Here is a 23,443-nt window from a genome sequence, read left to right as displayed (position 1 = left end):
TATTTTATGAATTGTTGAAAAATAAGGTGCGCTCCGTGTTAACTTATCTTCACTCTATGACCCCTGCTAAACTAAAACGATTCTCTCCACAGCATTGGCTTCAACTCACATCCACCATGACTTACTTACACCCGCTTCCACTATTTTACATGAAGGAGGTGATGTACCCAAGAGGCACTTGCTTCAATTTTTGTCAGGCGTAATGCGTCCGGACTCAGCTATTCGTTTCTCCGGGCGGCCGTCACAGGATGGATGTTGGGCTTAAAACTTAATCAAAGGGAGTGAAGAAGTTGATAAGTCTCAAGAGATTTCGCAAACCTTTCTCGCTTGGCATGTCGATCCTTCTTGCGTTAACTCTCGTTCCCGTCGCCTCCGCCAGCAGCAGCAGCGTATCGGGACAAAGCAGCCTGAGATCGACCGCGCCCCAAGTGGCCGAAGCCAAGATCGACGCTAAATTGCAGACCCAGTTTAAGCAAGACGACTTCGTCACCTACCTGGTCAAACTCAAGGAGCAGACCGATACAACTTCGGTCGCCAAGCTGGCTCTTCAGAAAGCCCAGCTGGAGAAATCCACTCCTTCCGCCGCGAAGCTGTCCGTACGGACTTCCGTTGTCAGCGCCCTGCGCGAAACGGCCTCCCGCACCCAATATGCGCTGGAGGAATACTTGCGGAAAGCCCAGCAATCCGGAGAGGTGAAAGACTACAAAAGCTACTTTATCGTAAATGCCATGGCGGTGACAAGCTCGAAAGAAGTACTGGAGCAAATCGCCCTTTTCCCCGAAGTGGAGAAAATTCTGCCGAATGAAGAACGACATCTGCAAAAGGTTGAAATCCACAAAGATGCGGCTGCAGAGCCTGCCGTGAAACCGGCCGACGAAATTTCTTCTTCGCTGGGCGGCACAAGTCAAGCTCCCTCCGACGTTACTCCAAGCAGCGTCGAGTGGAACATCGCCCAGGTCAATGCCCCCGAGGTGTGGAATATGGGCATCGACGGCACCGGCATCGTTGTAGCTAACCTCGATACCGGGGTAGATTACAACCACCCGGCTCTACGGAGCAAATGGCGGGCCCTTGATGCTTCGGGCAATATCGTGAATCCCGAACTCAGCTGGTATGATCCGCACAGCCATGCTTCGCTGCCTACCGATAGCCACGGCCACGGCACGCACACCATGGGAACGATGGTTGGTTCGGAGCCGGACGGCTCGAACCAGATCGGCGTCGCGCCTGGGGCGAAATGGATCGCAGTCCGTATCTTTAACCCCTCCACCACGGATGCCATCATTCTGGACGGCGGCCAATGGTTGCTCGCCCCGGTGGATGCCGAAGGGAATCTGCATCCGGAGCTGGCTCCGGACGTGGTGAACAATTCCTGGGGAGGAGGCCCCGGTATTGATGAATGGTTCCGCCCGATCGTACAAGCTTGGAGAAGCGCGCAAATCTTCCCTGAGTTCTCGGCGGGCAACACCGATATCTTCAACCCCGGCGGTCCCGGTTCGGTAGCTGCGCCAGCTAACTATCCTGAAGCGTTTGCCACCGGTGCTACGGACATCAACGGGAATTTGGCGGATTTCTCTTTGCGTGGACCTTCGCCTTACGGTGAAATTAAACCGGAAGTTTCCGCACCGGGGGTCAACATTCGGTCCTCCGTTCCCGGTGGTGCCTATGAAGGCGGCTGGGACGGCACCTCGATGGCAGGCCCGCATACGACAGCCATCGCTGCCTTGCTGCTGCAGGCCAACCATTCCCTCACGGTAGACCAGCTGGAGGAAATCCTGACCAGCACGGCCACACCGCGGACAGACGCCGAGTATGAGACAGTCCCTAATAACGGGTATGGATACGGCATTGTAAATGCGTTGAACGCCGTAGGCTCTGTTCTCCAAGGGATCGGCAGCGTCTCCGGTCGCGTGGTGACCGGCGGAGAAGACTTGGACGAACCGGTCCTAGAGCATACGCCGCCTACCTTAATATATGAAGGCTTTGATTTGACATTATCCGCCCGTGTCAGCGACGAGGTGGCGGTCACGTCGGTCGATTTTTATGCGAAAGAAGCTGGAACCAGCCATTATTTATATATTCCGGCCACACGGGTATCCGGAAACGAGAAGGATGGCGTATATGAAGCCATCATCCCCGCTTTCCTGATCGGAACAGCCGGCCTTGAATATTATATTCACGTGAATGATTACGGCAATAACGGATTTGACAGCGAGCACTATTCTGTGACGGTGTCAGCCGGGATCGAGCCCGGATATTTGCAAGATTTCGAGTCGGAACCCATCGGATTCCAGTCTGGCGGAGCCGGCAACACTTGGGCTTGGGGAACGCCAGTCAGCGGACCGGGCAGCGCCTACTCCGGTGAGAAGGTGTACGCCAGCAATCTGACCGGCACCTACGCCCCCAACAGCAATTCGTATCTGCTTATGCCGCCGATCAATTTGACCGATAGTCCGCAAGGGGCATTGCTCTCTTTTAAGCATTGGTATGACCTTGAGGAGGGCTACGATATCGGCACGGTGTATATCGCTTCTTTAGACACCGATTACGCGTTCGTACCGGTAGCGGAATTCACTGGCACAAGCGACGGCTGGAAAACACAATACCTGGACCTGCGCGACTATGCCGGTGAGCAAGTTTACCTGCAGTTTGGACTGACCAGCGACGGCTCCGTGCATAAGGCCGGTTGGTACCTGGACGATCTGTCCCTGCAAGTACCTGACGCCACCGCACCTGAAGCACCTGCCGATCTGACCGGCTCCGTGAACTTTGCCGGCAGTGCCGAGTTGTCCTGGTCTCCGTCCGCCGATGAGGACGTGAAATTGTACACGGTGTACCGCTCGACCACTTCGGGCTCCGGTTATGAGGTGATCGGTACAAGCGGCCAAACGGAATTTACCGACACAACAACTGAAACGGATCATACCTATTATTATGCGGTCACCGCTACGGATTACAGTGACAACGAAGGCCCTAAATCCAATGAGCTGGAGCTGACAGTTGTACGTCCGGTGACGGTATTCAGTGATAACTTTGACGGCAGCAGCGATAACGGCTGGACGCACAGCGGCACGCGGGACGAATGGGAACGCGGCACCCCGGTGGAACCCGGTCCGGCTAGCGCTGTCTCCGAGCCAAACGTATGGGGAACCGATCTCGACAGCAACTATGAGAATGGAACAAATGCTTCGCTCATCTCCCCGACGATCGATTTGAGCACCGTCGATAATGCTACCCTTGTGTTTGATCATTGGTTTGAAATTGAAACCAATTATGATAACGGTTATGTGGAAATCAGCTCCGACGGCGGAACGACATGGAACGAGCTGGGCAAATTTTCACATAGCACCAATGGCAAGGTTTGGAGCACCGCTTATTACGATCTCGAAGATTATGTCGGAGAGCAAGTTCAGGTGCGGTTCCGTTTAACGACGGACGGCAGCGTTGTGAAAGCCGGCTGGTACATCGACAACGTTCAGGTGCTTAGCGTAAATACACCGGAAGATCAGGTGACGCAAAACGTGCTTGGCGAAGCCGGAGCAAAAACGGACAAGGCCGTAAAATCCGGGCCGGCCTACAAGCTGACCCGCACAAGCAAGGCCGAATTCGAGCAGCAGGTGAAACAAGCGAAGCCAGCCGGTGACATCGGCATCAGCAGCCTGCCGGCCAGCGCAACCGTGACGGTGGTGGAAACCGGGCGCTCTGTAAAAACCGATCCAGCCACCGGACGCTACAGCTTGAATCATGTTGCTGGGGATTACACGCTGAAAGCGGAAGCCTACGGCTATTATCCGCAAACGGCCAATGTGACCATCGCCGATCAGGTAAACGCCAAGGTCAACTTCACCCTGCAGCCGATTCCGAAAGGTACGCTCACCGGAACGATTACCGATGAACGTACTGGGGAGCCGATTGAAGGCGCAACGGTAATGGTGCATGAAGATGCGATGGTTGCACCGCAAATCACCGGGGCTGATGGCAGCTTCTCATTAGAGCTTCTGGAAGGCACCTATACCTTGTCGGCAAGAGCGGCCGATTATTACGCGAATACGTTAACCGTTACGGTACCGCCGAACGGTACAGCCGACGGCTCGTTGGCGCTCAGGCCGTTTGTGGGCTTGCCGGGCGAAATCGCCTACGATGATGGCACGCCGGAAAATGCTTGGGCCTTCAACGCGGCAAACAACGCCTGGGCGGTACGCATGACGCCGGAAGCCGGCGCGGTGCAAGTCACCGGCGCATCGATCCGATTCTGGAATACCGAATGGCCTGTTCCGGGCGGAACCGAGTTCCAATACGCCGTTTACGACGCATCCGGCCCTGACGGAGCGCCAGGTCGGCAAGTAGCCGGTCCTTTTGACGGTACCGCATTGCGTAATGACCAATGGACCGTGCTCGAGCTGCCGGAACCGGTCACTGTCGAAGGCGACTTCTACATCGTGTACATTCAAACCTTGGCCGGAACAAACGCTCCGGGGCTTGCAGCCGACGAATCCAGCCCGAACGCCCGTCGCAGCTGGAATCGAATCAATGGGGCGTGGAGCTTGGCGGAACAAGCACAAGGCAACTTCATGATTCGTGCCATCGTGCGTTACCCGGTGGACGCGCCGGTCATTACGTCGCCGGAGGACGGCTCTTATACGAATCAATCTACCTTTACCGTGACCGGAACCTCTCCAGCCAACGACGCTCAGGTGAAGGTGTACAACGGCACCGAGCTGGCGGGTGAAACTACGGTTGAAAACGGACAATTCAGTCTGCCGATCGAGCTTCATGACGGAGCCAACGCGTTGTCCGCCGAAGTCATCGTGAACGGAAAAGCAACAGATCGTTCACTGCCAGTCACAATTACACTGGACACCACCGCTCCGGAACTCGAAATAGTTTCACCGGTGGACGGCTTCCGAACCAATTCGGAAGTGCTGAACGTGACGGGTTCTGCGCTTGATGAGTTCATCAACAAGCTGACCGTAAACGGACAAGAAGTTCCGCTGGAAGGCAGCGGCGCGTTCGCGTACCGTATGTTGATTAATGCCGGTGAGAATCTGATCACCGTAACCGCGACGGACCACGCCGGAAACGAAACCACGGTCACTCGGACGGTCTACGTGGATACCGAGCTGCCGGAGATCACTAATCTGACACCGGCAGAGGATGTTCATTTAACAGCAGGTGAAGCGGTGACGGTATCCTTTGACAGCGTTCCAGGGCTGACGGCTTCGTTCCGCATCGAACTGCCGTTATCGTTATCGGGCGGTTCGAGCAACGGAATTTCGATGACGGAAACTGAACCAGGGCACTATGAAGGAACGTACACGACACCTGCCTCGCTTGTCTTGGAAGGCGGCGTGATCGTGGTTACAGTTCGCGATGCGGCTGGAAACAGCGGCGATTTCCAAGCGCCGGGCCGTTTGTTCGTCAGCGCGCCGGGTGAAAATCCGGGCGAGGATCCCGGAAATACGCCAAACGTCCTGCCGGTAGCCGTCATTCATGCCGTGGAGCGTGCGGCCAAGAATAAGCAAATTGACTTTGACGGTTCCGCCTCCTCGGATGCCGACGGCCGCATCGTCCGCTACAGCTGGTCATTCAGCGACGGCGGCACCGAGCTCGGCCCCAAAGTCAAACACCGCTTCTCCGCTGCTGGATCGTACACCGTCACCTTGACGGTGACCGATGACGCCGGCGCGGTGAACAGCGTGGTTCACAAAATCGTGATCCGGTAAGTCTCGGACACGATCCGAAAAAAAGATCGGCCCCAAGTGGTTTATGCCGCTTGGGGCTGATTTTTTTACCTCGATCAATTTTTCCCGAAACCCTTCACTTTCCCATATGGTAGACACTAACGTCCCTCCCCGGTTTTTAGCGTAAGGTCCATTCTCGCTCGCTGTTGATTTGAATGCGTCCTTCCGAAAGACTCTTCAAAAATCGGCTTCTCACGCTTCGTGCTAACAGCTTGATTTCGGCCTCCAATCGCGCAGGCTTTAAAGATACCGAAGTACGGATGATCTCCTTTTGCTTCCGTCGGCTTGCCGGGCGAATCATTTCCGATAGATCCACCTGCCGCATCATCCATCCCTCCTTGTTCACCGATTCATCTGATAAGTTACCTCTAAAATAGCTTATCGTGCTTCAAAAAAACAACCACATCAGTTTATGAAGCCGAGAAGCTGCGGATCATCTCTTCGAACGCCGGCTTAAATTGGGGAGTATGGCAAGAAAAATTTTCCTTTCAGCGGGAATAGCGGAATTTTTTACCGTTATTGCGGCTTCATCGGCTAGATATCAGAAAATAACGACCAAAAAGGGCGTTATTCTCCGGATGCTGGTCGAAATTCCGCCATTTCGTCGCTCTCTCTGCAAAATAGCACCATAAAAGTCCCTTATTTCCTCGATTTCCAAGGTGGAGTGGAAAATAAGGGACATTTTTACCGCTAAATAGGCAACGTAAAGAACCCCCAACCTCTATCGGCTGGGGTTTCGGTCGCGCACTACGCTTCGCAAATCCGGTACAGCACGCTGTCGAAGTCGCCACGCAGCGGGAGCTCGATGCCGATTTGCATCAGGCTGCGGCCGCTCCAGGTGCCGGGCAGCCCTTCGATCGCGTAGGCTTTGTCCGGCGCGAGGCCTTGCAGGCGCAAGCGAGGCAGGCGATCGCCCAGCCGCTGCGAATGCAGGAACGCCAGCAGCACGCTGTCCCCGCGGGCCTTATCCACGTATTGGACCGCCGTCACGCCCAGGTGGCTCAGCGCATCCAGCCGGTACTGATCGCCGAACTGCACCAGCGGACGGATCGCTTTGTATTGCCGGACGAACCCGGCGGCCTCCTCAAGCTCCGCGTCGCTCCAATGGTTCAGGTTCGCACCGATGCCCAGCGTCCCCATCATCGCACTGTGGAACCGGTACGGCAGCGACAGGACGCGGCGGTTCATCCCGGTAGGGGACTCCGTCACCCAGCAGGTCATCATCTTCGGCGCATACACATAGGAGAAGCCCTCCTGAATGCTCAGCCGGTCGAAGGCATCGGTATTATCGCTGGGCCAAGCCTGGTCGGCATAGCGGAAAATGCCGAGGTCGATGCGCGATCCCCCGCCCGCACAAGTCTCAAATTCCACGTGCGGGAAACGCCGACGCAGCTCGGCCCAGATCTCATACAGGCTTTGCACGTGCCGAATCCAAATCTCCTTCTGGCGGTTCAGCGGATGATCCTTCATCCCCGGCTCCGTCACCGTCCGGTTCATGTCCCATTTAATGAACTTGATTTGATGCTGGCTAAGCAGATCGGTCATGAACTCCAGGATGTAGTTTTTGACCTCCGGCTTGGAGATGTTTAAGAGCAGCTGGTTGCGCAGCTCCGTCCGTCCCCGCGTCGGGAAATGGTACACCCAATCCGGATGACTCCGGTACAGGTCGCTGTCCGGGTTCACCGCCTCGGGCTCCACCCAGATTCCGAACTCCATGCCAAGCTCCTGCACCCGATCGATCAGCTCGCCAAGCCCGTTCGGGAACTTTTCCCGGTTGACGACCCAGTCGCCCAACCCGGCCCGATCGTGATTGCGCGCCCCAAACCAGCCGTCGTCAACGACGAACAGCTCAACGCCGAGCTTGGCCGCACGCTCCGCTAACGCCATTTGATCCTGGGCGTTCACATCGAAATACGTCGCTTCCCAGGAGTTGTACAGCACCTTGCGCGGCTCCCGGCTCGGCAGCACGTAATCGTGCTGATAGCGGTGCAGCTTCCGGCTCATCCCGCCGAACCCGGCGGCGCTGTATCCGCCGACAAACATCGGCACGGCAAACGTCTCGCCGGGGCCAAGCAGCCACGTGCTATCGAAGTCGTGGATGCCGCCAGTGACGCGAACGTGACCAAACGCGGTTTGTTCGGCGACGATCTTCCAGTTACCGCTCCACGCCAGCGCCCCGAACCAGACGTCGCCGCGGTCCTCCGCCGCCGTCCCGTCATCGACGGCAAACCACGGATTGGCATGGCCGTCGGTGAAGCCGCGCCGCGATTCCAGGACCTTTTTGCCTTCGGATAAGAAAGTACGTCGCAGCTGGAACTCACCCGCCCACTTCCCGGTGACATGCGTAAACCGATAGTTCCGCAGCGCCGGCATCGTCCAGGCAGCCGATTGTGTCGTCTCCAGGAGCACCGGCTCGCTTCCCAAATTCACGAAGCTGGCGGACCGCTCCAGCACGTCGTGCTCGGCAATAGCCGCATAGCTCAAGCGAACCTCAAACGGATACACCTCATCTTGAAACGTCAGCGTTAGCGTATCTTTCCCATTTTGCTGATCGACCCGGCACCCGATATATTTCGGGCAAAAATCACGCACCCCATCCGGCCAAGTCACTTTCAGCGACGGCTCAACATACCCGACACCGCCCCAGAAGCTGTACTCCTCCGCTTCCCGTTCGATCTCCGCGTCGAAGGAGCTATGCCCCCGCGTCCCCAGCAGCGGCAATGCCTCTGCCGGATCGATCGGCGCTCCCCAATACAAATGCTGTAGCCGGCCCTTCTCATTCAGGCCAAACACGTAGGAGCTGCCGTTGGTTTGCAACGCAAATAATCGATTTTGTTCATCCACCCAAATTGCCATGTTCAGATCACCGTCCGCTGAGTTTAAATAGTTTCGCTTCCGCCGGTTTCAGGTCAACGACCAACTCACCTGCGGTTTCATGTTCCGTGCCTTCCCACAAATCATCAACCTTGTACAGCACCTTCGGATCGAGACCCGCACGCGCCAGAGATACCGTCTTTCGGGCTCCCCTCGTCCCGTCGAAGTTAAACACCGCCACATACAGCGCATTGCCGCCGGTTGTCTCTGAAGCGAGAGCTTCCAGCACGAATACATCGGCTGCCCGATCACCAAAGCCCCACTCCAACGGGCGGAAGGTTTGCCCCAAACGAGCGACGTCCATCACCGCGCGGTTGCCAAGCCATGCTTTGGCGCGTTCTGCCGCTCCTTCCTTACGGAAGTCGTCGCCAAGCAGCAGCAGCGTTCCGGCGATGACCGACGCCGTCAGCCGGCTGCGCCCTTCGTGCCAGGCTGTCTCTTCCTGATTGAAGCTTTTGTACAGTACCGTATGGTCCGGGTCGTTAAATCGGTACAAGCGGTCATTCATCCACCAGCCATAAGTCAATGAATTCAGCAAATATTCCGTATCCCCGATCTGCCCAAATACATCGCAGGAAATGCGGCGGCTATGGGCAAAAGCGTACGGAAACAGCGGTGCAATTGACAGATTGATAAAAAACGGCCGTCCGACCGCCTCCGGCGACAGCTTCGACGCCAGATAAGATAAGCCGTGGCGGTAAGCAGCGATGCCGGTTGTGATCGAAGGGTCATAATGCTTCCCTTCCAGCGCCCCGTGCGCCATGAAGTCGAGCTTCACGTATTCGAAGCCTTCGCGAATGATCTTCTCCGTAAACCAATCGATCCGCTGCAGCGCCCCCGGATGCGTTGGATCAATCGCCAAACCGCCGGCAATGTCGGCTACGATCTCCCCTTCTGCATCGCGAAGCAGGATCTCGCCGTACGTATACTTGCCGTTTGTGCCCTCCACTTCCCGGCTGAATTGCTCCGGACTGCCCCAGAACGCAAACGGCGTCCAATACGTGCCCGGCTTGTGCCCGTTCTCCCGCACCCGGCGCAGCGCATCCGCCATCTCTTCCGCCGTCAGCCGGTCCCAGAAGGCGTCGAAGTTGATATAGAGCGTCTCCCCGCTCTCAAAGCCCAGCGGCTGCACCTCGCGTTTCAGAAAATCACTAGTTGACGTATACAACTCGTAATCCAGCGTACTCATCGCCGCCGACCAGCTGTTCCAGCCAAACGGCACGCCGCCTTCCCACTTCAGCGGCGGCTCCACCGCCGCGTTAGCACGGCCATATGCCTCCAGCCCCTCGCGGTAATCGTCGTAGTATCCCGCAAACACCAGCGGGGATTCGACCCGCGGCCCGTGCACATACCCGTGCGGCTGCGTATCCCGCGTCATCACGCCCGCTGCCCCGGCATACAGCTCGAACTCGTCCAGCTTGCCAGCCCGTTCGCTTCGGATGCGGATGCCCGTTTTCCAAACATCATGGGACACCGAGCCTGTAACGAAGCCCCGCCGGCTGCCCGGATAAAACAACGCTGCCGCTTCATAGCTTTCCGTCTCCCAAGGCAGCGGCTTCGCGATGTAACGCACCCATTTATCGTTGTCGTAGGGGATGCGCAGGGCATGCAGTTGGTCCTCCCCGTTGCCATCGGCTTTTTCGAAATCCAGCTTGGCGGACTGCAGCACCGCAATGCGGTTTAGCTTCAGCCCCGCCTCCCCTGCCACAACGACCCGAATCAAGAAGAAAGGCTGCTGCTCATAAAGGTAAAAATACTGCTCCAACTTCGGTAACCCCGGTTTTTCATGACGAATCCCCACCTGCAGGCCATACCCAAAAGCATCGTTCAGCTCCTTCGGCTCCCCGATCACTTCATGGCGTTCATACTGACCGGTATGGTATTCCCTCCCCTGCCACCGATACGCGCTGCGAATCTCTTGCCAAACCAGCGCTTCGCGGCAGGTCCAGGCAAAGGTGCCGCCGGCCAGATCAAAGCTTAAGCGGCCAAGCCCGTTATCCAAATGCCTATGCGTATCTGATTCCGCCCAGAAGCGAACTTTTTCCGTGATAGGTCCGTTTATGGTCATTCAACTCCACCCCTTCTCCGCTTATTCGCCCCCATTATAAGGTCGAACCTTGCGGGGTTCTATGCAACGATGTTCCGATTGATAACGGGATATGCCTTTTTTGATTATCGATAATCTCGGAACTCCTGAGGGGTGCAGCCTACCAGCTTCTTGAACAGATAGGTAAAATAAGCGGAAGTCTGGATCCCTACGCGATCCGCCACCTCGTAAACTTTAACGTTCGGGTCGCTCAGCAGTTCCTTGGCCTGCCGGATGCGGGTTTCTTGAACGTATTCGGAAATCGTTTTGCCCATTTCTTTCTTAAACAGCACGCTCAAATAGCTGGCGTTCAAATTAAACTGCTCCCCAAGCTGCTTCACCGTCCAATTGTCCCGCACTCGTTCGTCTATGAACGCGGCTACCTTCCGGATCAAAAGGCGCTGTTGATTCATCCGTTCCCGCGCTTCCACCGCCATGTACCGATCCACGCATTCCATCAGGAATTCGATGATTTGCTCTGTACTGCTGCAATCCAGCATCCGACGCCAAAGCACAATATTCGTTTCCCTGTCTGCCTCGCTCCCCCGCCGAAGCGTGCGGATCAACTCGCTGAGAAAGCTCATGCCAACGGCCTGCACATAGGAAAAAGAAGGCTGCCCCGACAGGAGATCCACCACCCGGTTCATCGTGTCCCGGACCGCAGCAGCATCTCCCTCCTCCATTTTCCGGATCAGCTCCGGCATCCATTGCTCCCGCAGACGGTAATCGTCAAACGCGCCGGCATCCGGCGTCTCTCCCCGCACAATTTGCCCATCTGCAATCAAGCGGGCCTGGGCGATGCGGAACTTCATCTCCTTGTACAGATCGGGGAGCTCCTCCCAGGTGCTTGCCGCTGGACTGCAGCCAATCGTTACGGTGGAGTGATGCTGCTCCTGCAGAATCACCTGAACGAACCTCAATTGCTTCTCCATCCGCGCTTTGTCCTCCACCGTCGGGTTCATTTGCAAGGCGACCATTTCATCGGGGGACGTTTGCGCCAGCCAAACCGAATTGAACGCGGACAAGGCCACATCAACCGTCTGGCGTAATGCGGCCGACAGCACCACGCGTTCTTCGGCCCGTTGCTTCAGGGACAAGAAGTGATCCAGGCTGAACAGGAACAGGTTGAGTTCGCGAACCCCTACTGGCAGCTTCATCAAGCCGTCCCAAGAGGCTTGCCTATCCTCCCCGGGAACAAGTCCGGCGAGCAGATCACTGAGAACCCGTTCCTGGATCAGACGCTGGCTGCCGGACACTTTTCGCTTCAAATCTTCGGTTTGCTCGGCCAGCCTGCGCATGTTCTCCACCGTTTCCCGCATTGCCGTCAAGCGACTGGATACCTCCTCCAGCTTCAGCGGCTTCAGCACGTACCCTTGCGCGCCGACATGGATGGCATCCTGCACGAACTCAAATTCGTTGTACCCGCTGATCATCAGCACTTGAAGCTGAGGAAGCAGTTCCTTCGCCCGGGCGACCAGCTCGATGCCGTTCATACCAGGCATGGCCACGTCGGAGATCAATACATCGAAGGGCGTTTGCCTAATCGCTTCTAACGCCTCTTCGCCCGACTCTCCTGTCTTCGGCTCCTCATACCCCAGCTCCCGCCACCGGATGTAACGCACCAAGCCCTGAATGTTGGAGGGCTCGTCATCCACGATCAGAACCTTCAGCAAATCCATCTCCTATCCACCCCTTCTTCCGGAGGATCGGCGGCTCGGTACAGGCCGGAAATCGGATCGTCGCCCGCGTCCAGGCTCCCGCTTCGCTCTCCAGCTTAAATGCCGCTGCCTCTCCAAAATATAATGCCAGCCGCTCCCGGATGTTCGCCGTCCCGAACCCGTTACCGCTGCCAAGGTAAGTTCCTGCCTCCAGCGCAGCCAGCCGCTCCGGGGCAATCCCCTGGCCGTTATCGAACACGGTCATCACCATACAGCCAACCTCGCGCTTTACGCTGATCCGAATGACAGCGTCCTGTTGCCTTGTGATCGCCCCATGCGCGTAACAGTTCTCCACGATCGGCTGGAGCAAGGTTTTTAACGTATACAAGGAGCCAGCCTGCTCGTCGATATCCCATTCGATCCGGACCCGCCCTGGATACCGCAGCTGCTGCACCTCCAGATACGCCTTTACATGCTCTAATTCCTCACGGATGGGAATGACGGCAACCTGGTTGTTTAACGTTTGCCTATAAAAGGTGGTCAATGCATCGATAATCCGGACCTGCTCGTCATCTTGCACATCCAGCGCACGCCAACGCAGCAGGCTTAAGGAATTGTAAATAAAGTGCGGATTGATCTGCGCCTGCATCGCCTTAAAGGCTTGCTCTCGTTCCTGCAGGCTTGTTGTTCGGATGTCTTCCACCAGATGGCCAAGCCGCTCCGACATGGAGTTAAACATCAGCTCCAGATCGCCGAGTTCATCCTGTACTTTGTTGCGGATCGTCACGTCAAATTCGCCGCGCGACAGGTCGGACATGCGATGCCCCAGCCGCCGGATGCGCCGAACGACGTTATTCATAATCGTCGTGATCAGAAACATCGACAACGCCAGCAGCAAAACGGCCGTCCCGGCGATCAGCGCCAGCAACGTGATGCTCCGTCCGTCCATATACTTCATCTGCGTTAGAGCGACGACATACCACCCGGAGGTCAGCGGCTCCAGCGTCACGAGCTGCTTGGTCTCGGTCAGGTCATAAACGGCGGCGACTCCGTCTGCTTGTTTACCTGCCCCTTCGCTCTTTCTGTCATCCGTTCCGCCCTCCTCCAGCCAGCCTTCCGCCAGAATGCGAAGGCCGATCTTATCCTGTTTGGTTGTGGCTAAGATACGCTTTTCCTCATCCACGATGTACAAGCTGCCGCCATCGGCAAAAGGATGTTTCAGCAAATTGCCAAACACGACGTTGTAGTCCAGCAAAATATAGACCATGCCCAGCGGCTCCCCGGCGCTGTTCAAAATTTTGCTCGTCAGCACGATCCGGCCCGGTGCGTCCGGTGCCGTGCTCCAGAGCAGCAGCGTAGAGGAGGCCATCGTCTTCTCGTACCAGCTTCGTTCGTCCAAACCGGACAGAAGCCGCTGCTGCGGCCGCCACAAGAGCCGACCGTCCTCCACCAAAGTCGAGTTGGTATGATAGATGCGAAAATCCACGATCCCAGGCAAATATTTGCTCGTCAACATAAAATTGCGATCCAGATAGTCGACGGTGTCGATGATCTGCGTCATATCCGCATATTCCCGCCCCAGCCGGGCAATGAGCTCGCTGTCGGTCGCCGTGCGGATCGCCAGCAAGTCGTAGCTTTTCTTGCTATAGTCAATGTTGATCGCCGTTTGTTTGATCGATTCGTCGACGGTCGCCACGTAATTTTCGTGAAAGCTGCGCACGACGATGCCCATCGTGACCCCGCCGAGAATCAGGCTGGGCACCAGCAAAATCAAGCCGTACATGATAAAAATTTTCCTGCGGAGGTTCATCCCCCGGGTGAAGCGGATCACACGGTTTTCTAGCCATGCTCTCACGTCAGCTGCACTCCTTCCCCTCGGATGATGAGTGGACTTTTACACACGTCGGGATTCGCATCGCGTTCCACAAGCAAAAACAGGGCTGACCCCGATCCATCCATCGATCGGGGCAACCTTGTTTCTGGCGCAGGGGGCCACTTTACCCGTTCTGCATTTCAACATTCAGCTGTTCATACCATTCGGTCTTCAGCTCGCTCCAGTGGGCGCGTTTCTCTAGCGCCGCCTGGAATTCGTTCCAGGCCTCCTCGAAGGCCGCTTCGTCCTTGGCCATGATCAGCTTGGCTTTGTATTCCGTTTTGACGGCGTCCAGCTCCGGCAAATATTTCTCCCACAGGCCGCCCGCCTTCGCTTTGACCCGGTCATACGGCTGCGCGACGCGGATCGTGCCCATTTTGCCGATTTTCTCGGTGAAATCGATCGTTTTGAGCCGGCCTTTCGGCTCGGTCAAATTGTAGTTCCACCACGGGTACCATTCGTTGCTGTAGGACGAGGTCATATAGAGTTCGGGCGTGGTGCTGACCTTCTTCGCCTGATCTCCCGAGTCGTGCAGCTTTTGGTATTCCGCGTTCGTGTATTCCCATTTGCCGAGCGGACCGTCAACCCAGTCCCAGAACACGCCGGCCGGACCTTCGTTGACCACCTGCTGTTGTTCCGGCTTCGGCTGCAGCGTGTAATCAAAAAACTTGAGGATCGCCTCCAGGTTTTTCGTTTTTTTGCTGATGTAGACGTCATTTCCCGGGTACTGATTAATGATCTGGTTATAACCCGGCTTGCTAACGCCCTCAACCTGCGGGTACGGAATCGTCTCATAATACCAGGCCGGCTCCGTCGGACCGTCAAGGATTTCCCACAACTGAGCGTCCATATTAAAGAAACCGCCGGCGTTCATCGCAATACGTCCGGTTTTGTTTTTCTCCTTGTAGCGCTCCTTCTTGTCGGTCATCACTTCATGATCCAGCAAGCCCTCGCGGTACATCTTGTTCATCCATTGATAAGCCGCCTTATATTGCGGGTCGTCGTAGATGAAGACGTAGTCGTCACCCTTCTTCTCTACGGGGATGACACCGCCGGCCGTCGCCGTAGTCACGCCGAAAGTGCTCACAATGACGTTCTCGTCGCTGGCCTCGGACAGGAAGCTGAGCGGGATCAGCTTGTTGCCGTTGGCATCTTTTTGCTCAGCGGCCAGCCTTAAGTATTTTTCCACGCCGTCCAGCGTCTTTAGATCATCCATCGTCATTCCGACCTTCTCCAGGACGTCGGTACGTACGAACCAGCCTCCGGAGGCCCAACCCGGCCAGGGATCGTCCGGATTCTGGTCAAACCAGGTTGGAATCGACCAAATATGGCCTTCCGCATCCTTCATAGGCTCTAAATATTCCTTCGGGATGGAAGCCAACCCCGGGTACTTGTCAGGCATATCGAAGTATTGCTCCAGCGGCAGAATCGTATTGGAGCGAATCATGGCGTTATCAACGATGTCACTGCGTCCAAAGATCGCTGCATCCTCAAAGCCGCCTGTGTTCAGCTTCAGATTTAGCGCCGTCATGGCATCGCCTTGAGTGGATTCCAGTTGGAGATCGATAAACGGCTCATGCTCGCGCCAGTAATTTTGCACCATGCTGTTGTTGTTGATCATCGCCGTCCAGCCGAGCCACAGCTTAAAGGATGCGACGCCGCCGCCGTCTGTTCCTGCATTTCCTCCATCCGCGCTGCCCGTTGCTGCCCCTTCACTTCCCCCTCCGCCGCCGGAACAAGCCGATATGGCGAGCATGAACGCTGCGAGTGCAGCGGCCATCCATTTTCGGGTCCAAGATTTTCGTGAATTCAAATTCGTTTCCCCCTTCGTTTATGATTCAACATGCTTCTGCCGGTCCGTGGTGTTCTATGAGATCACATCACCCCTTGACGGAGCCGATGAGCACTCCCTTGACGAAATATTTCTGCAAAAACGGATAGACGCAAAGGATCGGAATTGCGCTAACCATCACCGTTGCCATCTTGATCGACATCAGCGTCACATTGGACAGCTGGGTGCCGCGGGCAAGCGCTTCGATATTGTTGTTCGAGCCCAGCACGGTCGACATGTCTTGCGCCGACAACAGCTGCTGCAGGAAGGTTTGCACCGGGATCAGATTCTGGTCCGTGACGAAAAAAGCCCCGGCAAACCAGTCGTTCCAATGCCCGACGGCCGTAAATAAGGCAAGCGCGGCTAACATCGGCTTCGACAGCGGCAGGATGATCGACAGCAGTACGCGGACCGGGTTGGCCCCGTCAATCTCGGCGGATTCCACAAGCGCCACAGGAATTCCTTGAATGAACTTCAGCATAACGAACATGTTCCAGGCTGAGAACGCCCCGGGAACGATATACACCCAAAACGTGTTCAGCAAATGAAGCTCGTTGAGCTGAATGTAAAACGGGATTAATCCGCCGCTGAACAGCATCGTAATCAGCACGTAAGTCAGCAGAGCGCTTCGAAACGGCATCCGCTCGTAAGAGAGTCCAAATGCGGCGAGCAACGTCACAACCAAACCGGCCAGCGTGCCGACAATGGTTCGGGCTACCGTGATCAAGTAGGCATGCCGTATAACGACGTTGCCCAATACGATCTCGTAATTGGCCCAAGTGAACTGCCGTGGCCACAAATACACCCCGCCTTTGGCTGCGTCACTGCCAACGTTTAGCGAAATCGACAGCATATACATGAAGGGATAGATGACCGAGGCGCAGAGAAGCAGCATCAGGAAAATGATGACGCCCTGACTAATTTTATCGCTTGTGGAAGTTTGCATCGTTTACCACAGCCCCTCTCCGTTGGCTTTCCGAGACAACTGATTCGCGCTGAGCACCAGGAGCAAGCTAAGCAATGAGGATAACATCCCAACGGCGGTCGCCATTCCAAAATACCCCTGCTGCAAGCCGCTTCTTAAAATATACGTATCCAGCACGTCCGCAACCGGCTGATTGGCCGGGTTCATCAGCGGATAAATTTGATCCATCCCGACAGCGATCAAGCTGGGCATGCTGAGGATCAGCACGATCGAAATGGTGGGCATCATGCCCGGCAATGTAATGTGACGCATCTGCGCCCATTTGCCGGCGCCCTCCACCTTGGCCGCTTCATACAGCTGCGGATCGATGGTCGTGATGGCGGCCAGGTACAGAATCGTGTTCCAGCCGACTTCCTTCCACAGGCTGCTGGCGACAATCATTGGACGGAACCACTCCGTGGATCCAAGGAAGAACACCGGGTCGCCGCCCAGATTCACGATCAGTTGGTTCACCAGCCCGCCGTCCAGCGTCAGGAAGGATTGCAAAATGTACGCAACGACGATCCAGGAGAAAAAATGCGGCAAATAGCTGACCGATTGGACGAAGCGCTTGAACCCGTTGTGCCGCAGCTCGTTGATCAGCAGCGCCAATAGGATCGGCGCCGGAAATCCGAACACGAATTTCAGAACGGCGATGTACACCGTGTTCCGCACCACCAGCCAAAATTGATCGTCCCGTAAAAAGGCAAAATTCTCGAAGCCCACCCAAGGACTGTTCCACATCGTTGTGCCGATTTGGAAATCCCGAAACGCCACCTGGATGCCCACCATAGGCACGTAACTGAACAGGAACAGCAGGACGACGGCGGGCAGCACCATGACGTATTGCCAGCGGTATTTTGCAAGTTTGGTAAGCATCGGATCACCTCTTGGGGATCATTATAAGGCCGCCATGTAAGCGGAACCATACAACAACGGTTGGATTTCTGTCGTTCTGATTGGAAGTTGATAGAACATTAGAGATACCGTGCAAACAAAAAACAAGCGGCGGAGGACCTTCATCCCCCGCCGCTCGTGTCACGGCCGTCTTATTTCCACAATTCCATACGTTCTTGATACTTCTTGTTATACACTTCTTCCAGTTTCGATAAGCCTGCAGCCTCTACTTGCTTCATCATGGTGTTGTACAAGGTTACCACGTCTTGCTCGCTAGGAGCCAGGGCCATCTTCAGGAAGTACTCGTTAATCGTCTCGTTGACCTTCGTCTCCATAATCGCTTCCGGTGTACCGCCGTCCGGGCCAAGGCTGTCATAAGGCGCCGTATCAAACGACGTATCCGCGAGGTTCTTGATCGCCAGGTCCGTCGTCGGATCGCTCATCCCGCGGCCGATCAGGTCATACGGCGTGCCGTCGGAGCCTGGTCCGTTCTTGATCGTCCAGGTCCATTTGCGGATCCCGGTCGTGCGGGAAGCTTCCGCCCAATCCTTCTTGAAGGCGTCCAGCACTTCTTGACGCGGCATGTGCTTGCCGTCCTTCATGTCCCAATGCACGCCTTCCACGCCCCACATCATCAAATACTGCCCTTCCTCGCTGGCAAGGAAATCCAAGAACTTGATCGTACGGACCGGATCCTTGTTCGTCTTGGTGATGGAGATACCGTCCCAACCCAACGAGCTCTTCGGCCCATACGTCGTTTGGTCCGGTCCAATCCCCGGTGCCAGCACCTTATATTGATAGAACTGTCTTTCCTCCGCCTTAGCTGGGTCCGGAGCATCCGCCTTCAGCAAACCGTTCGCTCCGCCCACGTTCCAGCTGGCATCCGCCGTAGCAAATACGTTCCCCGCCGCCAGCTTCTGCTCATACTGCTTCGTCTTCATCGTCACCCATTCTTTGTCGAGCAGGCCTTGGCGATACAAGGAGTTCATAAATTTCATCATTTCCAAATACCGCGGATCGCGGATATCCTTCAGCAGCTTGCCGTCCTTCTCGTAATACGGCATAATGCCATACATTCCTTTGAACGTACCGGTAACTCCACTCATGTTGTCGCCATTTAACGTCATCGGAATGGTTTCCTTGCCGTCAATCGTTGGGTACTTCTCCTTAAACGCCTTTAACAGGTTCTCGAACTCTTCGGCTGTAAACGGCTCGCCGTTGTTCACCTTATCCCCAACGCCCAGCTCCTTCATCAAGTCCATCCGCATCAGGAAGCCAAACACCGGGTACTGCTCCAGGCCGTACCAGTTGGCCAGATAGTAGTTCTTCCCGTCCGCACTGCGCGTTTTCTTCAGCGTATCCCCGTACATTTTCTTGATGTTCGGTCCGTATTTCTCGATCAGATCGTCCAGCGGGATCACGGCTCCCGAGGAGATATACTTGTTCATGATGTCGCTTCCGCGGCTCATTAGCACGATGTCCGGCAAATCGTTACTTGCCAGCATCAGGTTCAGCTTCTCCGCTGGATTCCCGGTGGGCTGCTGGATTTCTACGGTCACGCCGGTTTTTTCTGTAATCGCTTTCGCCACAGGGTTCGTAAACGGATCCCCGGTGTTCTGGTCAAACAACGTCAACGTGATCGGCGACTTATCATCTGCCGCCTCTCCGTTTGTCCCTCCGTTCGCCGCAGGAGAATTTCCTCCCGCCGACGGGGCGTTCCCGGACCCGCAGCCAGCGAGCAGGGCAAGGATCATCATAGAGGATACCATGAATAGCAGCTTCTTCTTCATTTGCGTAAACCCCTCTCTTGTACATTTGCGCTTGGACCTCAAGCTCAACTCAATTGTAAAAAGCGCCCCCATGTATATCCATAACGCAATGTTACTATTCATAATGGAAAACGACTTTCATCGGCTCCCCTCAGTTTGAACCCCTGCTATAGCTCGTTATCACCCCGTATTCAGCCGCGTTTCCAGCTCGGACGCGTTCGGATTCAGCGGCAGGCGGATCGTCACATTCGTCCCGATGCCAAGCCGGCTGAAGATTTCCACCCCATATCGTTCCCCGTAAGCCAGTTTGATTCGGTCGTCGACATTTTTGATACCATAGCCGGATTGATTGCTTGATTTATTAAACGCCTCCTCCAGCCGCTGGCGGGTCATGCCCTGTCCGTCGTCGATAACCTGCAGCAACAGATCCTCTCCTTCCGCCTTGAGCTTGACGATAATGTTGATGCCGGTCTCACTCCAGATCGCGTGATGGATGCAGTTCTCGATAAATGGCTGCAATATCAACTTGATCACCGTCCGGTTAAACAACGACTCGTCCAAATCGTAGTGCATATGCAGCATCCCGCGGAACCGGATGGCCTGAATAGAAACGTAGTTTTTGACTAACTGGATTTCCTGTTCCAGCAACACCACCCGTTTGCCCTTGTTCAGCGAGATTCGATAATACTTCGATAAATGGTTAACCATCTGATAGACCTGCATGCTGCCTTCCTTCAAAGCCAGCGAGGAGATCGAGGACAACGTATTGTATAGAAAATGCGGATTGATCTGCGCCTGCAGCGTCGTCAGCTCCGAATCCTTTACGGCGATTTCCTTAACGTATACCTCATTAATCAGTTCCTGAATACGCGCCGCCATCTTCTGGAACGCGTACGACAGCTGCCCGATCTCATCGTTTCCCATCGGCATGCGTTGAACCTGGAAATTCCCCCGCTCCACCTTGCGAATTTGCTGCAGCAGCCCCTCAATCCGTTTCGTGATCACCTTCGCCGTCACGAAAATGAGCAGGGCGGCAACCGCGATCACAGTGACCGAAATCCAGACAATCCGTTTAGTCGCTTTATTCGTATTGGCGAGCAGTTCGTCATAAGGGACGGTAATTACCGTCGTCCATCCGTTGCGTAGCTTTTTGTAGGTAAAAAACAACTCCTGTCCGCCAATCCGCTTATCAAATTTCCCGCTGGACAACGTTAAATCCGCTTGAATGGGATAAAGGTCAAACAGCTGATTCCCCTTCATCGCCGCATCACCGGAGCTGATCACGCGGCCGGTCTCGTCGATGATGTAGACGCTCTTATTAACGTTCTCTTTTTCGATCAGGGAATAGATTTCCTTGTCGTCGATATTGATCGTTAGAATGCCGTAAGGGTGCGACAAGCTAAAGTAACTGAGCGAACGGGCCAGCGTGACGTAGGACGTGCCGGTTTGCGGATCTTCGATATGGGTGTAAACCGGACTCCCGGCCGCATTCAGCGCTTGCTGCTTCACCGTTTCCGGCAGCTCCTCGGTATATCGGATGTACTGCTTATCGGAATACAACGTCTTGTTATCGATGTAAATGGTGATGCCCTGAATATTCGCGTTGGAAATCATCATGGAGGACATCGTCCGATTGATGTAGCGGAACGCATCGAGATAATAATAGGCCTGTTCGTAATCGTTGGACAAAAAGTTCCGCAGCTGCGCATCCATATACAAAATATTGGTCAGCTGCTCATAATACCCCAGCCGGTTTTCAAGGTTCGTATTGATCTGATTGAGCGTCCCGCTTAACGAAGCGTACGTCTGCTCCGTAATCGTGTTCCGCGTGGAGGTATAGGAATAATAAATCAGCACGGAGCACGGGATAAAAGACACGAGAAGGAAAATAATAAACAGCTTGTTGCGCAGCCGAAGATTGGCGAACCAATGATGCCTGAACAAGGACAACCGCCGAGCGATCGGGTTCATTCCTTCCGTCCCTTTAAAGATTTTTTCGATATTCATTTGGCGTGACTCCTTGGTTTTTCACGAATAAGGAAATGAAATAGGACGTGCTCTCGTAACCGATTTTCTGGGCGATATCCTGTACCTTCAGCGATGGATCCGCCAGCATCTCCTTCGCTTTCTCCAGGCGGATGCGAGTCAGATAGTCGTGAATCGTCATCCCGGTTTTGTCCCGGAAGATCGAGCGCAGATAGTTCGGCGACAAATACACTTGGCTGGACAAGCTTTGAATGGTGATCGGCTCATGATACGTATTATCGATGATCTGGCAGACCTGATGCACCAGCTTGGCGTTCTTGTCCGTGGCCCGCTCCATCAGCAGCTCCAAATAATGCGCTGCCGCCCGCCAAATCGCCGCTTCGATCTCCTGCAGCGTCTGACAATCGTAAACCGATTGATACAGGGCGGCACGTTTGACCGGTTCGGCCTGGCCGTTTAAGCTCGGACAGTGAATCTGTTCCTCCAAGCGGTCCAGCAGGTCGATCGCCCACTCGTACACAAGCGATTTATCGATCCGCAGCTGGCGAACGTTTATGAGATAATCATGCAACATCGCTTCCGCCTCTTCGCTGCGCAGCTGCTGCAGCGCCTCCAGCCACGCCTGCTCCGGGAAGGGCGGCAGCGTGCCGTAGCGGTATCCCGGTTTGACGTCACCTGCGACCAAAATCTGCCCCGGCCCAAGGAAAAAACGCTCGTCTCGCAAGCTGCGCACCCGTTCATACAGCTGGGCGATGCCGGCCGGTTCGACCGCTTCGTTGCCGATGGCGAGCGTGACTGACAGCCCCAACAATCCCCGGACCGTCTGCTGCAGCGTCCCCCACTGCTCTCGCGTCATGGCGGGCTGGCTTCCGCTTTCGGGTTCAGCCGCGATAAAGATCGCCAGCTCCCCTTCCTGCAGCACAGCAACCACCGCGTCCTTACGGACGGCGTGGAAATATTCCTCCGTCACCTCGGGCAGACGGGAGATCGCGGCTTCCAACGAACCCGCCTCCCCTGTGCCGTCGGGCTCTCCGCCGTTGATGCCGCTTGCGCTGCGGTCCGCGCTGCAAAGCGCCAGCGAATAGGAAGGGCCGGAGGCTCCTCCCCGTTCCAGCTTGCGAAGCTCGGCGGTGAGCTGCTCCTGCCGAACCGGTGATTTTTCGTGGAGTAGCTCTTTCAACAACTTGGCTTTCGTCATCTGAACCGATTTATATTTTAAACGTACCTCTTCGCACTTTTGCTTCACCCGCGCCATTACTCCGGAGATTTCCTCCAGATCCAGCGGCTTAAGCAAATAACCGACCGCTCCGACGTGCAAGGCCGATTTCACATAACTAAACTCGTCATGACCGGTCAGAAATACAATCTGCATCCAGTCATACTGCTCCCTGACCCACCTTGCCAACTCCAGGCCGTCCATGAAGGGCATCTGGACGTCTGTCAGCACAATGTCAGGCTGAATGGCTTGGATCTTCTCTTGGGCATCCTTCCCGTTGATGCCGACGCCGGCGACGTATATCCCCATCTCCTCCCAACGGATGAAGTCCCGCATCATCTCCAATTCCAATTGCTCGTCGTCCACCAGAAAAATGCTGTACATGCCGCAAGCCCCCTTCGGTTGTCTTTCTATGCCTGATCACCGTCCTGGGAGGACGGTCCTTTCAACTTACGACTTCCTGCGTCCACTTTAATTATAGCGCTTACATCTTCGGGAGCTGAATCCTCCTTTCGCATGAAAGTTATTTTCAAGCATGATTCGATGTT

At 55.4% G+C, this 23,443-nt stretch carries 12 protein-coding genes; 1 reads left to right on the top strand and 11 read right to left on the bottom strand.

Annotated elements, in window-relative coordinates:
• Window positions 1-290: 290 nt before the first annotated feature.
• A complete protein-coding gene (locus NSQ80_RS04920; RefSeq protein ID WP_260069794.1) occupies window positions 291-5,723 on the top strand; it encodes a S8 family serine peptidase in 5,433 nt (1,810 codons plus the stop codon).
• A gap of 136 nt (window positions 5,724-5,859) precedes the next feature.
• Here the strand turns inward: NSQ80_RS04920 and NSQ80_RS04915 are convergent, their stop codons facing one another.
• The 11 genes from NSQ80_RS04915 to NSQ80_RS04865 all read right to left on the bottom strand — a co-directional run bounded on the left by NSQ80_RS04915 (window position 5,860) and on the right by NSQ80_RS04865 (window position 23,279).
• A complete protein-coding gene (locus NSQ80_RS04915) occupies window positions 5,860-6,069 on the bottom strand; it encodes a hypothetical protein (protein ID WP_157273497.1) in 210 nt (69 codons plus the stop codon).
• 419 nt (window positions 6,070-6,488) lie between these two features.
• On the bottom strand, window positions 6,489-8,597 hold the full coding sequence (locus tag NSQ80_RS04910; RefSeq protein WP_339301615.1) for an alpha-galactosidase: 2,109 nt from the start codon (window positions 8,595-8,597) through the stop codon (window positions 6,489-6,491).
• Window positions 8,598-8,604: 7 nt separating this feature from the next.
• Entirely contained in the window at window positions 8,605-10,683 is a 2,079-nt protein-coding gene (locus NSQ80_RS04905) for an alpha-galactosidase (protein ID WP_339301613.1), read from the bottom strand.
• A 104-nt stretch (window positions 10,684-10,787) separates the two neighbouring features.
• Window positions 10,788-12,380, bottom strand: a complete 1,593-nt coding sequence (locus NSQ80_RS04900; RefSeq protein ID WP_339301611.1) for a response regulator — start codon at window positions 12,378-12,380, stop codon at window positions 10,788-10,790.
• Complete coding sequence (locus NSQ80_RS04895) at window positions 12,349-14,214, bottom strand: histidine kinase (protein ID WP_339301609.1); 1,866 nt, start codon at window positions 14,212-14,214, stop codon at window positions 12,349-12,351. The genes NSQ80_RS04900 and NSQ80_RS04895 overlap by 32 nt, the downstream gene beginning before the upstream one ends.
• A gap of 142 nt (window positions 14,215-14,356) precedes the next feature.
• Window positions 14,357-16,045 carry a hypothetical protein gene (locus NSQ80_RS04890; RefSeq protein ID WP_339301607.1) on the bottom strand — a complete coding sequence of 563 codons (1,689 nt, stop codon included), beginning with the start codon at window positions 16,043-16,045 and terminating at the stop codon, window positions 14,357-14,359.
• Between the two features lie 67 nt (window positions 16,046-16,112).
• Window positions 16,113-17,009 carry a carbohydrate ABC transporter permease gene (locus NSQ80_RS04885; RefSeq protein WP_260069788.1) on the bottom strand — a complete coding sequence of 299 codons (897 nt, stop codon included), beginning with the start codon at window positions 17,007-17,009 and terminating at the stop codon, window positions 16,113-16,115.
• A 3-nt stretch (window positions 17,010-17,012) separates the two neighbouring features.
• A complete protein-coding gene (locus tag NSQ80_RS04880; RefSeq protein ID WP_323075885.1) occupies window positions 17,013-17,906 on the bottom strand; it encodes an ABC transporter permease subunit in 894 nt (297 codons plus the stop codon).
• Between the two features lie 170 nt (window positions 17,907-18,076).
• Window positions 18,077-19,681 carry an ABC transporter substrate-binding protein gene (locus NSQ80_RS04875; RefSeq protein ID WP_339302161.1) on the bottom strand — a complete coding sequence of 535 codons (1,605 nt, stop codon included), beginning with the start codon at window positions 19,679-19,681 and terminating at the stop codon, window positions 18,077-18,079.
• Window positions 19,682-19,873: 192 nt separating this feature from the next.
• Window positions 19,874-21,700, bottom strand: coding sequence for a sensor histidine kinase (locus NSQ80_RS04870; RefSeq protein WP_009224681.1), 1,827 nt, complete (start codon window positions 21,698-21,700; stop codon window positions 19,874-19,876).
• Window positions 21,678-23,279 (bottom strand): response regulator, encoded by a 1,602-nt coding sequence (locus NSQ80_RS04865; RefSeq protein WP_339301605.1) that lies wholly within the window; start codon window positions 23,277-23,279, stop codon window positions 21,678-21,680. The genes NSQ80_RS04870 and NSQ80_RS04865 overlap by 23 nt, the downstream gene beginning before the upstream one ends.
• Window positions 23,280-23,443 lie beyond the last annotated feature (164 nt).

The organism is Paenibacillus sp. FSL K6-2441, assembly GCF_037964765.1.
GTDB lineage: Bacteria > Bacillota > Bacilli > Paenibacillales > Paenibacillaceae > Fontibacillus > Fontibacillus phoenicis.
The sequence above is the reverse complement of the archived record's forward strand: the minus strand, read 5'-3'. Positions and strand labels throughout refer to the sequence as shown.